We start from the raw sequence: 15420 nt of genomic DNA, 5'->3' as shown, positions 1-15420 counted from the left end.
GCGATAGGCCATGACCAACAAACTGGTCGTATTCGATTGCGACGGCACGCTGGTCGACAGCCAGCACAGTATCTGCACGGCGATGGTCCGCGCCTTCGAGGAAGTGAAGCTCACCCCGCCCGAGCGGCTGGCGATCCTGTCGGCCGTCGGCCTGTCGTTGCCGATCGCGATGGCGCGGCTCCTGCCGGAGGCGGACAGCGATTTCCACGATCATCTGGCCGATTGCTACAAGCGCGCCTTTCATGCCCTGCGCCGCGAAAATGCGGTGTCGGAACCGCTCTATCCCGGCATGGCCGACCTGGTAAGGGAACTGGACGGGGCCGGATGGCTGCTGGGCGTGGCGACCGGAAAGTCAGACCGCGGCCTCCATCTCTGCCTCACCCATCATGGCATTCTCGACCGGTTCGTCACGCTCCAGACCGCTGACCGGCACCCGTCCAAGCCGCACCCTTCCATGCTCCACACTGCCATGGCCGAAGCGGGCGCGGCGCCGGAGACTACGGTGATGATCGGCGACACCAGTTTCGACATCGACATGGGGCTGGCCGCCGGCGCGCGGACGATCGGCGTGGGCTGGGGCTATCATCCCCCCGATGATCTTCTGGTCGCCGGTGCCCATGCGCTGGCGATGGACAGTTTGGAACTGCGCGGCCATATCGGCCCACCATGAACGACATGCCTCCGCCGCCTCGGCCAGACCCCGACAAGATCGCCCGCCAGCGCCATTTCGCGATTGGCCTCTTCCGCCTGTCGGGCGCCCTCATCGTCATGTTCGGCTTTCTTGCCCTCATGCAGCGCTTTTCCTGGGTGCAGGGGGACAAGGCCAAGGCGTTCGGCGCGATCATGGTCGTCACCGGCCTGGTCCAGTTCATCATCGTCCCGCGCCTGCTGCTGGCGCTGTTCCGCACAAGGCCGCCGCAATGAAGCGTTTTTACACCGATGTCACGGTTGTCGAGGGCGAGGGGATGTCGATCCAGCTCGACGGGCGGCCGGTCCGCACCCCCGCGCGCGCGCTCCTGGCGCTGCCGACCGCCGCGCTGGCCGAAGCGGTCGCGGCCGAATGGCGCGCGCAGGGCGAGGTTGTCGATCCCGCGTCCATGCCGATCACCGGTCTAGCCAATGCCGCGATCGATCATGTCGCGACCGACAGGGATAATTTTGCCGCTGGCGTGGCCCGCTACGCGCAGAGCGATCTGCTCTGCTACCGGGCCGATGGACCCGCCACGCTGGTCGCACGGCAGGCGGCGGCCTGGGATCCGCTGCTCGACTGGGCGCGGACGCGCTATGACGTGACCTTCGCCGTGACGCACGGGATCATCCCGGTGCCGCAGCCCGACGACATGCTGGCGCGGCTGGGCACGGCGGTCGCGGCGCTCGATCCCTTCACTCTTTGCGGCCTGTCGACCCTGGTGACGTTGAGCGGCTCTCTGGTCTGCGGACTGGCGGCGGTGGAAGGGGGGCACGACATCGACGCGCTCTGGCAGGCGGCCGAGATAGACGAGGCATGGCAGGCCGAACAATGGGGCGCGGATGCCGAGGCAGCGGAACGGGCGGCCCATCGCCGCGCTGCATTTTCCACGGCCGGAGCCTTTTGCGCGATGAGCCGCATTTGAAAGATCGGGAACCGGGCTATTCCTTCGTTGATTGAAAAGCCCGACCGCGCGAAATCCGCGCCGGACCGACCTTTTCGATGCGATCATGCAAAGGAGGCCCTGACATTGGCCGAGTTCACCAAGTTTTTTCTGATGACCCTGTCGGCGCCGCTGGCGCTTGCGACGCCTGCTCTGGCGCAGCAAACCCCGGCTCCCCAGAGCGCCCCTGCGGAAGCTGCGCCGGCGGAAGCGGCCAAGGCCGAAACGGCCCCCGCCGCCAGGGCACTGACCCCGGACGAGATCGCCGCCTTCAATCAGGCAGTGACCGACTTCACCGCCGGACAGAGCGCGCAACAGACCGGCGACAATGCCGGCGCTGTCGCCAAATATGATGCCGCCATCCCCGCCATCCGCACGGCGGTGGAGGCCGACCCGACCAAGATCGACAATGTGAACTTCCTTGCCAATGCGCTCTATGCCGACGCGGCCGCCTATGGCGCGCTGGGGCAGATGGACAAGGTGATCGCGCTTTATGCTGAATCCCTGCCGCACTGGCGCAAGCTGGTGGAGGGGAAGCCGACCGATGCGGCCAGTCGCAACATCCTGGCGGGCATCCTGATTCAGCTGGGCAACCGGAAACTCGGTGCAGGCGACACCAACGGCGCAGACCCCTTCTACCAGGAAGCGCTGGCGCTCGCGCGCAAGTCGGTCGCGGAACAGCCCGCCGATGCCGTGAACAAGAATATCCTGCTCTCGGCTCTCATTGGCGCCAGCCAGACCTCGATGGAAGAGGGGCTGCGCGACGAGGTGATCAGTATGGGCAAGGCGATGACCGCAGACGGCTCGATCGACGCAACCAACAAGCCGTCGATCGCGGCGATGATCGGGGCGGCAGGATAAGGCGCTGCCCCTGTCGCAGCGGGCCGGGGCGTCGCTCCGGCCCTTTTCCTGCCGCGCCGATCAGTAAATCCCGCCCTGGCCTTCCAGGAAGTCGGCGTCGGTGCGCTGGCGGCCGCGTGAGATGGCCGATGCAGCGCGGGCGGCGGCGACCTTGGCCTGTTCCTCGGCCTCTTCCTTGCGGATCGAGCGGCGCGGTTCGGATTCGGGCTTGAACGCTTCCCAGATGACGGCTGGCTTGGGGTCGGTTCCGGGCCACACGCCGTAGACACGCTTGCCCGATCGCCGGTCGATCGCGACCATGCGGACGCCGGCGGGCGCGATGAACGGCGTCTTGGGCATGGTTTCCAGCATCGGCGCCATCGCCGCCTTCCAGATCGGCGCGGCGACGCGGCCGCCCTGCGCCCAGCCGCCCAGGCTGCGCGGCTGGTCGTAGCCGATGTAGACGCCCGCCACCAAGTCGGGCGATCCGCCCACGAACCAGACATTGGTCGGGCCGTTGGTCGTCCCCGTCTTGCCGAACAGCGGGCGATTGAGGTCGGCCAGCACCGTCGCGGTGCCGCGCTGGATCACACCCTCGGTGATGTGGACCACCTGATAGGCGGTCATCGGGTTCATCACCTGCTTGCCCTCCATGCCGAAGCGGGGCATCGGCTTGCCGTCCCAGTTCGCCATGTTGCAGCCTTCGCATGGACGCCAGCGCTCCGGCCAGATCACCTTGCCGCGCCGGTCCTGCACATAGTCCATCACCTTGGACGGAAATTGCCGCCCCTGGTTGGCCAGAGCCGCATAGGCGTTCACCATCCGCTCCACCGTCGTCTCGCCAGCGCCCAGCGCGAAGGAGAGATAGGGCTGATAGTCGCCGATCCCCATCGCCTTGATCGTGCGAACGACGCGGTCCATGCCGGTCTGGCTGGCGGCGCGCACCGTCATCAGGTTGCGCGACTGCTCGACACCCCAGCGCATCGTCTGCGGCCCCGCGCTGCCGCCCGAGAAGTTGCGGAAGCATTTCTGGCCGAGGCCCGCGCCCTGATAGACGCACAAGGGGCCATCGACGATGATGGAGGCCGGCGTCATGCCATTGTCCAGCGCGGCGGCATAGACGAAGGGCTTGATGGTCGATCCGGGCTGGCGCAGCGCCTGGGTCGCGCGGTTGTAGGAGGACAGGCGCGAATCGAAGCCGCCCTGCATCGCGCGGATGCGGCCCGAATGGACTTCCTCGACTACCATGCCGCCCGACACTTCGGGAATGTTGCGCAGCGCCCAGCTCGCGCCATTGCGGGCGACGACGATGAGGTCGCCGGGCTTGAGCGCGTCGAAGGCGGGGCCGCCGGTGCGGCGATAGGGCATCTGCGCCATTCCGGCGGGCAGCGTGCCGGTCGTGCCGTCGGAAAAGCCGATCCGCGCGTCGCTGGCGGAGCGGCCGATGACGGCGGCGACACGCCAGCTGGCATAATCGACGCTGATATAGCTGGCGGCCAATTCCCGCTGCCAGCCATTGTCGGGATTGATATGGCCGACCGGCCCGGACCAGCCGCGTCCCGCATCGAAGCGCAGCAAGCCGTTGCGCAGCGCATCCTGCGTCCGTTCCTGCGCCACCGGATCATAGGGGCTGCGCACCCACAGGCCGCCGGCATAGACGCTGTTGGGGCTGTCTTCCGCCTTCTCGCCGAACAGCTGGATCAGGCGGCGGCGCACTTCCTCCATATAATAGCCGCCCGCGCGCGCGTCGAAGCTGGAGCCGTGCGCCGCGACGGTGCCCAGCGGCTGGGCCTGCGCCGCATCGCGCTGCGCATCGGTGATCCAGCCATTCTTCTCCATCTCGCCCAGCGCCCAGTTGCGCCGTTCCAGCGCGCGCGCATGGCCGGTTTCGCTTTCGGGGCGATAATTGGCCGGCCCCTTGGGCAGGATGGCCAGATAGGCCATTTCGTGCAGTTGCAGGTCGGCGACATCCTTGTCGAAATAGGCGCGCGCGGCGGCCTGTACGCCATAGGCGTTGCGGCCGAGGAAAATCTGATTGAGGTAGAGTTCGAGTATCTGCTGCTTGGACAGCACATCTTCGATGCGCCAGGCCAGGATCATCTCCTTGACCTTGCGGGTGGGCGAATATTCGTCGCCGATCAGCAGGTTCTTGGCCACCTGCTGGGTGATGGTGGAGCCGCCCCGCGCGCGCTGGCCCGATCCCAGCTTGCTCGCATAGTCGACCACGGCCCCTGCAAAGCCGGGGAAATCGACGCCATGATGGTCGAAGAATGTCTTGTCCTCCGCGGCCAGATAGGCGCGGATCAGCAGCGGCGGATAGTCGCTATATTGCAGCTGGACGCGGCGCTCGCGGGCATAGCTGTGGACCGGTTGGCCGTTGATGTCGCGCACCATGGTGGGCAGCGGCGGCTCATATTCCAGCAGCGTCGCGGCATCGGGCAGGCCGCGCGCGAAGATCAGCCAGAAAAGGGCGCAGGCGAGCAGGAAGCCGCCCAGCAGGATCGCGGCCCAGCGGAACAGGCGGCGGCCCCAGAGCGGACGGAGCCGGTCCAGAAAGCCGCCGGCGTCGCGGCGCAGGCGATAGGCGAAGGACGTCGGGGCGGTTTCGGAACGGGCCTCTTCCATGGGGAAGAGGCTCTAGGGTCAAAATGCGCGCAAGGCCAGCGGCGTTTCGATCAACCGCCCGCCGTGCCGCCGCGCATAGCCATCTTGCGGGCGAAATGCACCTCGATCGCGCGGGCGACGCCCTGGGCGACCCGGCCCTGGCCCTCGCGCGACGACAGGAAGGCGGCATCGTCGGCATTGCTGATATAGCCCGTCTCGAACAGCACCGACGGCGTGTCGGGCGCTTTCAGCACCATGAGCGATGCGAAACGGTGATAGGCGCTGCGGAACGGCACCAGCGGCGATGCCTCGCGCTGGAGCAGCCGCGCGAAGCTGGCCGAGATGTTGAGCGATTCGCGCTGCGTCAGGTCGATCAGGATCGAGGATACGTCGCCCGACTGGCTGCCCAGATTGACGCCGTTGATGATGTCCGCCTTGTTCTCCCGCGCGGCGAGCCGCGCGGCCTCGCGGTCCGATGCGGTTTCGGACAGGGTGTAGACGGTCGCGCCCCGCGCTTGCGGGTTTTCGGCGGCATCGGCATGGATCGAGATGAAGAGGTCGGCGCCCAGCCGGCGCGCGATGCCATAGCGTTCCTGCAGCACCAGGAACTTGTCGTCGTCGCGGGTCAGCGCCACGCGCACCCGGCCGGCCTTGACCAGCTGATCGCGGATCGCCTGCGCGATGGCCAGCGTCACATCCTTCTCGCGCTTGCCATTGTCCCGGTTGATCGCGCCCGGATCATGGCCGCCATGGCCCGCATCGATCACCACCAGCGGCCGCGCGCCGTCATTGGCGCCTTCCACTGCGGGCAGCGCGACCCCGCGCGCCGCGGTCGGGATCGGTACGCTGATCGAATGGAGCCGTTTCTGCGGCCGGGCCGCCATGTCGGCGGGCGCATCGAACCGCGTGCGGCCCTTTCCGACCTCGTTGCGGAAACGGCCGTCCGACACGTTCTGGAGCGAGAAACTAAGCGACTTGCCGTCGGGCGCGATCCGGGCGTCGCCCAGAGTCGCGGGGGCGGCGAGGTCCAGCACCACGCGCGCCGTCGCGTCGTTCAGCTGCCCCTGGCGCACGGCGGCGATGGCGCCGTTACCCGGCGCGAAGCGGGCGCGTCCCATCTGCGCGCCATCGATGTCGAGCGCGATCCGGCGCGGCGCGTCGAGCAGGAAGGCTGATGCGCCCTCGACCCGGTCGTCGAAACGGACGATGACGCGGTCGTCGCGCACGTCGACGCCGGAAATCCCCCCCGCGCTGCCGGGTGCGGCAAACAATATGCCACTTGCCAGGGCAAGGCTCAGAAACATACGATGCTTGTGCAACGCACGATGATCGGCCGTCCAGCCATATTTCATGACGTTAATCCGTCCAGCGTCCCCACGCTGAACAACGGATTAAGCATCGGCACCTTTTGCCTAGGTAAAATGAGAGAGTTAACGCCGTCTTCAGGATGATTGGGGCAAAAGACCGCCGGGGCAGGTGGCATGTCACAATATTTCGGCCACCCGTTGCTCCCTGGGTCTTTGGCTGCTACCCATTCACATTCCTGCAAGAACCGCCCATATGCTAGCGGTCCTGTGGGACGATAATGACGCGCCGGCATTTTCTGGCCGGCGGTACAGAACAGGTTGACGCTGCATGAGGCATGAATTCCCTTCCACGCTTGCCCCGGTCACGGGCGCAGCGGCGTGGATGGTTCGGCCCGGCGCCTTGTCCGGCCCTGCCGATGCAGCAGACGCGCATATTTTCCTTCAAACCCGGACGATGCCGACATCCGCGCCCTTACCGGAGCGCGCCCGGCCGTCCCTTCACTATCGCGTGGCGGCGCGGCCCTGTGCCGCGGCCCGTCCACGCCGGAGACTAATAAATGACAATGCGTATGCTGATCGATGCGCGCCACCGGGAAGAGACCCGGGTCGCGGTCGTCAAAGGTAACCGGATCGAGGAGTTCGATTTCGAATCGGCCGAGCACAAGCAGCTCAAGGGCAATATCTATCTGGCCAAAGTGACCCGCGTGGAGCCCTCGCTCCAGGCGGCTTTCGTCGATTATGGTGGCAACCGCCATGGCTTCCTGGCCTTCAGCGAAATTCACCCCGATTATTATCAGATTCCGCGCGAGGACCGCGAAGCGCTGCTGCGCGAGGAGCGTGCCCACGCCGAGGAAGAGGCCGCGCTGCGCGCCGACTATGATGATGACGAGGATGAAGGTCATCATGGCGAGGACGGGGTCGAGGTCGTCGAGGCGACCCATCATCATGACGATGAGGAAAGCGCCGAGGGCGAAGCGCCCGAAGCCGCCAAGGGCGGTCGCCGCAAGCGCGAGAAGAATGGCGACGATGCCGCCGACGAACTGCGCCGCAAGCGCATGGCGCTGCGCCGCCGCTATAAGATCCAGGACGTCATCAAGCGCCGCCAGGTGCTGCTGGTCCAGGTCGTCAAGGAAGAGCGCGGCAACAAGGGCGCTGCCCTGACCACCTATTTGTCGCTCGCTGGCCGCTATTGCGTGCTGATGCCGAACACGTCGCACGGCGGTGGGATTTCGCGCAAGATCAGCAACGCGGCCGACCGCAAGCGGCTGAAGACGATCATCGCCGAAATGGCGCTGCCCTCCACCATGGGCTGCATCGTCCGCACCGCCGGCCTCCAGCGCACCAAGCCGGAGATCAAGCGCGACTTCGACTATCTCGCCCGCCTGTGGGACGAGATCCGCGAGAAGACGCTGAAGTCGGACGCGCCGGCGCTGATCCACAATGACAGCGACCTCATCAAGCGGGCGATCCGCGATATCTACAACAAGGATATCGAGGAAGTGATCGTCGAGGGCGAGGAAGGATATCGCGCCGCCAAGGACTTCATGAAGCTGCTGATGCCCAGCCATGCGCGCCGGGTGAAGCAATATGCCGATGCCGTCTCGCTGTTCCAGCGGGCCAGTGTCGAGGATCAGTTGGCGGCCATGTATAATCCGGTCGTGCAGCTCAAGTCCGGCGGCTATCTGGTCATCAACCCGACCGAGGCGCTGGTGTCGATCGACATCAACTCGGGCCGCTCGACCCGCGAGCATGGCATCGAGCAGACCGCCGTCGCCACCAACCTCGAAGCCGCCCGCGAAATCGCGCGCCAGCTGCGCCTGCGCGACATGGCGGGCCTGGTCGTCATCGACTTCATCGACATGGAGATGAACTCCAACATCCGCAAGGTCGAGAAGGCGATGAAGGAGGCGCTGAAGGACGATCGCGCCCGCATTCAGGTCGGCCGCATCTCCGGCTTCGGCCTGATGGAAATGAGCCGCCAGCGTTTGCGCACCGGCGTGCTGGAGGCATCGACCCGTCAGTGCCCGCATTGCGAGGGCACCGGCCTCGTTCGCACGGCATCGTCGGCGGGCCTGGGCGCGCTGCGCATGTTGGAAGAGGAAGCTGCACGCGGTCGCGGCAGCGTCATCACGCTACGCGCCAGCCAGGAAGCGGCCTTCTACGTCCTCAACAACAAGCGTCGCGAGCTGGACGAGATCGAACAGCGCTATGGCGTGACCATCGTGATCCTGCCCGATGGCGAGATCGAGGGCGCGCGCATGTCTGTGGAGGCCAGCGGCCCCCGTCCCGAACGCGTCGTGACCTACGCCCCGCTTGCCGAGGAGGAGGATGACATCGACCTCCCCGAGGAGGAGGAAGAAGAAGAGATCGAGGAAGCCGAAGCGGCGCCCGAACGCGAGGCGCGCGGCGAGGACCGCGAAGATCGCGAGGGGGGGCGCCGTCGCCGTCGTCGCCGTCGCCGCCGCGGGGGCCAGCGCGATGAGAATCGCGCCGAAGGCTCGACCGAGGACGAGGATGAGGGCGAAGCCGGCGACGAAGCAGAAGGCGAAGCCGCCGAAGCCGATGAGGCTGTCGCGGACGAGGCGGTTGCCGCCGAAGCCGGTGAGGGCGATGCCGAAGCCGAGGAGGGCGGGGCACGCCGCCGCGGTCGTCGCGGTCGCCGTGGCGGTCGTCGCCGTCGCGAAGGCGGCGAGGCCGTCCTGACCGACGGGGCCGAATCGGCCGATGCGCCCGAAGCGGAAGTCGTGGCCGAACCGGTGGCGGAAGAAGCACCCGCCGTCGAAGCCGTGGCCGAGGAAGCCGCCGAGCCTGCACCCAAGACCCGTCGCCGTCCCCGCGCCCGCAAGAAGGCGGACGCCGAGCCGGAAGTTGTGGCTGAGGCTGCTGCACCGGAGGAAGCGGTCGAGGCGCCTGTCGTGGTCGAAACTGTCGCGGTCGAGACAGCCGTGGAAGCGCCCGCCAAGCCCAAGCGGACCCGTCGCAAGAAGCCTGCCGAGGCCGAAGGCGAAGCGGCTCATGCCGTGGTGGAAGCCGAGGCAGCGCCTGCCGTCGAGGAAGCCGCACCGGTCAAGCCCAAGCGGACGCGCAAGAAGAAGCCCGTCCCGAGCGACGTCGAAGCCGCAGCAGAGCCTGCCGCGCAGGTGGAGGCGCAAGCCGCCGCCACGCCGATGGTTGACGCGCCTGTCGCCGAACCCGCTGACGCGGTGCCGGCCGAGGATGGCGCCATGGGCGACGATGGCGAAGGCGGTCCCCGTCGCGGCTGGTGGCAGCGCACCTTCGGTCAGTAACGCCCGGAACGCTTGAGATGGAGAAGCGCCGCTGCCCTTCCGGTTCCGACCGGCGCGCAGCGGCGCTTTTCCGTTGTAGGGCTTCACGGCAGGTTCAGGCCGGCCATGGCATCGGCTCCGCCCGATGACCCGCCGGATGACCAGACTGCTCCAGTTCATCGCCCTGGCGCTGGCGTCGCTCGCGCTCATGGTGCGGCCGGCGCTCGCGCAGCAGATCTTGCGCGATGCAGAGACGGAGGCCTTCATGGCCGACATGTCGGGCCAGCTCATCAAGGCCGCCGGCATGGAGCCGAAAAATGTCCAGGTCATGGTCATCAACGACCCGGAGATCAACGCCTTCGTCGCGGGCGGCCAATATGTCTGGGTGCATAGCGGGCTGATCGCCCAGGCCGACAATGTGAACCAGTTGCAGGGCGTCGTCGCCCACGAACTCGGCCATATCGAGGGCGGCCACATCATCCGGTCGGGTGAAGGGATCAAGGAAGCGACCGGCGTCACCCTGCTCAGCCTGGTGCTGGGCGCGGCGGCGATCGCGGCGGGCGGCGCGGAAGCGGGCATGGGCATCATGGGCCTTGGCCAGCAGGCGGCGATGAGCAAGTTCCTTGCCTTTTCCCGCGCGCAGGAAAGTTCGGCGGACCTCGCCGGCGCGCGCTATCTCCACAGCGCGGGCCTCAGCGGGCGCGGCAGCCTGGAATTTTTCAAGAAGCTCCAGAATCAGGAATATCGCCTCGCGATCCCGCAGGACAACAGCTACGGCCGCACCCACCCGCTGTCGGGCGAGCGGATCAGCGTGCTGCGCGAAGTCTATGAGGTCGATCCGGCCTGGGACCGGCCGCCCGATCCGGCGCTGGAGGCCCGGTTCGAACGGATCAAGGCGAAGCTGATCGGCTTCGTGTCCGAACCCGGCCAGACGCTCGCCAAATATCCGGAAAGCGACCAGTCGATTCCCGCCCATTATGCCCGCGCCTATGCCTGGCACAAGAGCGCCTATCCGCAAAAGGCGCTGGAGGAGGCGAACGCCCTGCTCGCCGCCATGCCGCACGATCCCTATTTTCTGGAACTGAAGGGCCAGATCCTGCTCGAAAGCGGCAAGCCGGCCGAGGCTGTCGCGCCGCTGCGCGAGGCGGTGAAGATCACCAACCAGCCGCTCATATCCGTGCTGTTGTCCCACGCGCTGATCGCGACCGAAGATGAGGCGAACTTCGCCGAGGCCGAACAGGTGCTGCGCCTCGCCGTGCAGCGCGACCGGGAAAATCCCTTCGCCTGGTATCAGCTGGGCGTCGTCTATGAGCGGCGCGGCGACATTCCGCGCGCGGCGCTGGCGACGGCCGAACGCTACGAGATGATGGCGCAATATCCGATGGCGCTGCGCAGCGCCGACGCGGCGATGCAGGGGTTGAAGCCCGGCACCGTTGACTATCTGCGGGCGCAGGATATCGCGATGGTCTCGCGCGCGGCGATTGAGCAGCAGCGGAAGAAAAGATAGCCATGACAGACCAGACCCGGCCGACCTTTCGCGCCGCCTTATCCAACAGGACCATGCAGATGACTCTAGGCGCCTTCGCCTTCATCGCGGCTGCCGCCGGCGCCGCGCTCGCCGTGCAGGCCGCGCCCGCTTCCGTCAACGCGACCGACAAGGCGGCGATCGAGAAGATCGTTCACGACTATATATTGGAGCATCCCGAAATCATCCCGCAGGCGGTGGAAAAGCTCCAGGCCAAACGCATGTCGGGGACGATCGAATCGAGCCGCAGCGCGCTCGAAACCCCCTATGCCGGCGCGTGGGAAGGGGCGGCCAACGCGGATGTCACGGTGGTCGAGTTTTTCGACTATGCCTGTGGCTATTGCCGCGCCTCGCTGCCTGACCTCGCCAAGCTGGTCGGCTCGGACGCTAAGGTGAAGGTCGTCTATCGCGAACTGCCGATCCTCTCGGAGGAAAGCAGCGACGCCGCCAAGGTGTCGTTGCTGGCGGCCGAGCGTGGCCAGTATATGGCCTATCACAAGGCGCTTTACGGCGCGGGCAAGGTGACGCGCGACACCATCGTCGCTGCGGCGGCCAGGGCAGGCATCACGAAATCGGAAGCCGAATCGGCTATCGCGTCGAGCAAATATGACGCCGAAATCCAGTCCAACATCGCGCTCGCGCAGAAATTGCAGGCAACAGGCACCCCGACCTTCGTGATCGGCGGCCAGGTGCTGAGCGGTGCTGTGGGTTACGACGCGCTCAGGGAAGGCGTGGCGGCGGCACGCGGGAAGTAGGCCGGGTCGTATGACGGCGGTCCGAACGGATCAGAGGTTCGGGACTGGCCGCTTCCGGCATTGACTTCCCCGCCCCATTTCCCTATCGGACGCCCCCTGACTTGCGGCCGCTGCACAAGCGGCCCTTTTTTGTCACGCCCGATTCTCTAGTTGTTTTGAGGAATGAACGATGAAGCGCACCTATCAGCCGAGCAATCTGGTTCGGAAGCGCCGTCACGGTTTCCGCGCGCGCATGGCGACCCCTGGCGGCCGCAATGTGATCCGTGCGCGCCGTTCGCGCGGCCGCAAGAGCCTGAGCGCCTGATCCCAACGCCCGGAAATGTCGTCGCGCCGGCCATGATGGTCCGGCGCGCGGATTTTCTGGCGGCCAATCGCGGGCGTCGCGCGCCCATGCCGGGCTTCGTCCTGCTGGTGCGCGAGCGCGGCGATGGCGATCCGGCGATGCGCTATGGCATCACGGTCACCAAAAAAGTTGGCGGCGCTGTCATCCGCAACCGGATGAAGCGCCGTTTTCGCGTGCTGGCGCGCGAATTGCTGCCGGTCCATGGCGTGGCCGGCGCCGACCATGTGCTGATCGGCCGCGACGGTGGGATTGAGCGCGACTTTTCCCTGCTCCATGCGGAACTGACCAAGGCGCTGGGCAAGATCATGACCCGGCCGATCGATCCGCCGCGCCATTCGCGCCCGCGGAAAGGCAAGCCGCAAGCGCCGCGCAAGCCGGGGCAGGGGCCGAATCGGGAGCCGGGGCGGTGATCGCCCGCCTGCTCATCCTCCTCGCCCGCTTCTGGCAGCTTGGTCCCTCGCGCATTTTGCCCCCCACTTGCCGCTACGCCCCCTCCTGCTCGGAATATGCGATTCAGGCCGTGCGCAAATATGGCGCGATCAAGGGTAGCTGGCTGGGGTTCAAGCGGCTAATGCGTTGCCACCCATGGGGCGGCTCGGGCTTCGATCCCGTTCCCTAGACACTGATGCAATGACCGCGGAGCGCAAATAGCGTGGACGACAAGAAGAATATCATCCTGGCGGTGCTGCTGACCGCGGCCATCCTGTTCGGCTGGCCCTATGTCTCGAACTATTTCTTCCCGGCCGCCAATCCGCCGGCGACGAAGATCGAGGGCGGCAAGACCACGCCCGTCGCCGCGCCCGGCACCGATACGGCGGACGGCCCCGCCGTGATTCGCGACCGCGCCCTGGTGCTGAAGGACAGCCCGCGCGTCGCGATCCGCACGCCCAAGCTCATCGGCTCGATCAACCTGAAGGGCGCGCGTATCGACGACATCGTGCTGCCGACCTACAAGGAAACGATCGACAAGGGCTCGCCCGACGTCCGCCTCTACAGCCCCTCGGGCACGCAGGACGCCTATTTCGCCGGCTTCGGCTGGCAGGGCGAAGGGCTGAAGGTGCCGACCAAGGACACGGTCTGGACCGCGCAGGGCAGCGAACTGACGCCGACCAGCCCCGTCACCCTGACGTGGAACAACGGCGCGGGCCAACTTTTCGAGATTCGCCTGTCGGTTGACGACAATTACATGATCTCGGCCGCGCAGAAGGTGTCGAACACGGGCGCCGGCGCCGTGGGCGTGAAGCCCTATGCCTATATCAGCCGCACCGGCATCCCCAAGGACCCCGATACCTGGACCATCCATATCGGCCCGATGGGCGTGTTCAACGGCGCCGCCAATTACGATGTGAACTACAAGGATCTGGATAAGGGGCCTTCGACCCAGAGCTTCCAGTCCAAGGGCGGCTGGATCGGTTTCACCGACAAATATTGGCTCTCCGCTCTGGTCCCCGGCAAGGACGCCGATTTCGCCGGCCAGTTCCGCAAGGGCGCCGGCACGCAATATCAGGCCGACGTCGCGCTCGGCTCGACCATGCTCGCGCCCGGCAAGGCTGCGACGCAGACGCTGCGCCTGTTCGTCGGGGCCAAGGAAGTGAAGACGCTCCAGGCCTATGAGCGCGACGGCGTCACCCTGTTCGATCGCGCGATCGACTGGGGCTGGTTCTACTGGTTCGAACAGCCGATCTTCGCGCTGCTGCACTGGCTGTTCGGAACGCTCGGCAATTTCGGTGTGGCCATCATCTGCCTGACCTTTGTGGTCCGCGCTCTGATGTTCCCCGTCGCCCAGCGCCAGTTCGCCAGCATGGCGGCGATGCGCGCGGTGCAGCCCAAGATGAAGGCGCTCCAGGAAAAATATAAGGACGACAAGCAGCAGCTCCAGATGAAGATGATGGAACTGTACAAGCAGGAGAAGGTGAATCCGCTCGCCGGCTGCCTGCCCATCTTCATCCAGATCCCGATCTTCTTCGCGCTCTACAAGGTGCTGATGCTGACGATCGAGATGCGCCACCAGCCCTTCGTGCTGTGGATCAAGGATCTGTCCGCGCCAGATCCGCTGCATATCCTCAACCTGTTCGGCCTGCTGCCCTTCACCCCGCCGTCCTTCCTGGCGATCGGCGTGCTGGCGCTGCTGCTGGGCATTTCGATGTGGTTGCAGTTCAAGCTGAACCCGGCCCAGATGGACCCGATGCAACAGCAGGTGTTCGCGATCATGCCGTGGATGATGATGTTCATCATGGCGCCCTTCGCCGCGGGTCTGCTGGTCTACTGGATCACCAACAACTGCCTGTCGATGGCGCAGCAATGGTGGCTCTACAAGCGCCACCCCGTGCTGAACGCCGCGACGGCAAAGTGAAAATCATCCTCCCGCGTAAGGGGAGGTCGTAGCCCGCAAGGCTGACGGAGGGGTGTCTCGCTCTCGATGGCGGGACACCCCTCCACCATTTGCTGCGCCAATGGTCCGCCTCCCCGGCAGGGGGAGGAAGGAGATAAGATATGACAGAAGACGAAAACACTGCCCTGATCGAGGAAGCGCGCAAGCTGTTCGCCGGTCCGATCGCCTTCCTCAAGTCCGCGCCGGACCTCAAGTTCCTTCCCGACATGGCCGTGAACGAGGTCGCCTTCGCGGGCCGCTCCAATGTCGGCAAGTCGTCGCTCCTCAATGCGCTGACCAACCGCAACGGTCTTGCCCGCACGTCCAACACGCCGGGCCGCACGCAGGAGCTCAATTTCTTCGACGTGGGCGATCCGCTGCGCTTCCGCCTCGTCGACATGCCCGGCTATGGCTATGCCAAGGCGCCCAAGGACATGGTGCGCAAATGGCGCTATCTGGTGAACGACTATCTGCGCGGGCGCGCGGCCCTGAAGCGTGCGCTGGTGCTGATCGACAGTCGCCACGGCATCAAGGATGTCGATACCGACATGCTCGACATGCTGGACGGGGCCGCGGTCAGCTACCGCATCGTCCTCACCAAGACCGACAAGATCAAGGCGAGCGACTTGGCCGCCGTCACCCAGGCCACGGCCGAAGCGATCCGCAAGCGCCCGGCTGCCCATCCCGACATCATCGCCACGTCGAGCGAGAAGGGCATGGGCATCCCCGAACTGCGCGCCGCCGTGCTGGAAAGCGTGACGCAGGGATAAACGAAAGG

The 15420-nt window shown here is 66.2% G+C and carries 14 protein-coding genes; 12 read left to right on the top strand and 2 right to left on the bottom strand.

What is annotated here, in order from left to right:
* Positions 1-10 precede the first annotated feature (10 nt).
* The 4 genes from A7Q26_RS21240 (at position 11) to A7Q26_RS21225 (ending at position 2492) form a co-directional block, all read left to right on the top strand.
* Positions 11-670 (top strand): HAD-IA family hydrolase, encoded by a 660-nt coding sequence (locus A7Q26_RS21240; RefSeq protein WP_066864146.1) that lies wholly within the window; start codon positions 11-13, stop codon positions 668-670.
* The gene (locus A7Q26_RS21235) at positions 667-924 is read left to right on the top strand and encodes a hypothetical protein (RefSeq protein WP_066864143.1); all 258 of its coding nucleotides are present in this window, start codon (positions 667-669) and stop codon (positions 922-924) included. The genes A7Q26_RS21240 and A7Q26_RS21235 overlap by 4 nt, the downstream gene beginning before the upstream one ends.
* Positions 921-1613, top strand: a complete 693-nt coding sequence (locus A7Q26_RS21230; protein WP_066864140.1) for an ATP12 family chaperone protein — start codon at positions 921-923, stop codon at positions 1611-1613. The genes A7Q26_RS21235 and A7Q26_RS21230 overlap by 4 nt, the downstream gene beginning before the upstream one ends.
* Before the next feature lie 105 nt (positions 1614-1718).
* The gene (locus A7Q26_RS21225) at positions 1719-2492 is read left to right on the top strand and encodes a hypothetical protein (protein WP_443018177.1); all 774 of its coding nucleotides are present in this window, start codon (positions 1719-1721) and stop codon (positions 2490-2492) included.
* 60 nt (positions 2493-2552) lie between these two features.
* Here the strand turns inward: A7Q26_RS21225 and A7Q26_RS21220 are convergent, their stop codons facing one another.
* Complete coding sequence (locus tag A7Q26_RS21220; RefSeq protein ID WP_066864137.1) at positions 2553-5096, bottom strand: penicillin-binding protein 1A; 2544 nt, start codon at positions 5094-5096, stop codon at positions 2553-2555.
* A 50-nt stretch (positions 5097-5146) separates the two neighbouring features.
* Positions 5147-6427 (bottom strand): N-acetylmuramoyl-L-alanine amidase, encoded by a 1281-nt coding sequence (locus A7Q26_RS21215; RefSeq protein ID WP_066864134.1) that lies wholly within the window; start codon positions 6425-6427, stop codon positions 5147-5149.
* Between the two features lie 512 nt (positions 6428-6939).
* On the opposite strand from A7Q26_RS21215, the gene A7Q26_RS21210 reads away from it, so the two are divergent.
* From A7Q26_RS21210 to yihA, 8 genes are all read left to right on the top strand, one after another.
* Entirely contained in the window at positions 6940-9669 is a 2730-nt protein-coding gene (locus A7Q26_RS21210; protein ID WP_232313889.1) for an Rne/Rng family ribonuclease, read from the top strand.
* Between the two features lie 136 nt (positions 9670-9805).
* Positions 9806-11155, top strand: a complete 1350-nt coding sequence (locus A7Q26_RS21205) for a M48 family metalloprotease (protein ID WP_066865226.1) — start codon at positions 9806-9808, stop codon at positions 11153-11155.
* Between the two features lie 2 nt (positions 11156-11157).
* Entirely contained in the window at positions 11158-11928 is a 771-nt protein-coding gene (locus tag A7Q26_RS21200; protein ID WP_066864127.1) for a DsbA family protein, read from the top strand.
* 169 nt (positions 11929-12097) lie between these two features.
* The gene (gene rpmH, locus A7Q26_RS21195) at positions 12098-12232 is read left to right on the top strand and encodes a 50S ribosomal protein L34 (RefSeq protein WP_013848777.1); all 135 of its coding nucleotides are present in this window, start codon (positions 12098-12100) and stop codon (positions 12230-12232) included.
* A 32-nt stretch (positions 12233-12264) separates the two neighbouring features.
* Entirely contained in the window at positions 12265-12681 is a 417-nt protein-coding gene (gene rnpA, locus A7Q26_RS21190) for a ribonuclease P protein component (protein WP_443018176.1), read from the top strand.
* Entirely contained in the window at positions 12678-12890 is a 213-nt protein-coding gene (yidD, locus tag A7Q26_RS21185) for a membrane protein insertion efficiency factor YidD (RefSeq protein ID WP_066864124.1), read from the top strand. The genes rnpA and yidD overlap by 4 nt, the downstream gene beginning before the upstream one ends.
* A 33-nt stretch (positions 12891-12923) precedes the next feature.
* Positions 12924-14624, top strand: coding sequence for a membrane protein insertase YidC (yidC, locus tag A7Q26_RS21180; RefSeq protein ID WP_066864121.1), 1701 nt, complete (start codon positions 12924-12926; stop codon positions 14622-14624).
* 140 nt (positions 14625-14764) lie between these two features.
* Positions 14765-15412, top strand: a complete 648-nt coding sequence (gene yihA / locus A7Q26_RS21175) for a ribosome biogenesis GTP-binding protein YihA/YsxC (protein ID WP_066864119.1) — start codon at positions 14765-14767, stop codon at positions 15410-15412.
* Positions 15413-15420: the final 8 nt, after the last annotated feature.

The sequence above is a fragment of the Sphingobium sp. TCM1 genome (assembly GCF_001650725.1).
Lineage (GTDB): Bacteria > Pseudomonadota > Alphaproteobacteria > Sphingomonadales > Sphingomonadaceae > Sphingobium.
The sequence above is the reverse complement of the archived record's forward strand: the minus strand, read 5'-3'. Positions and strand labels throughout refer to the sequence as shown.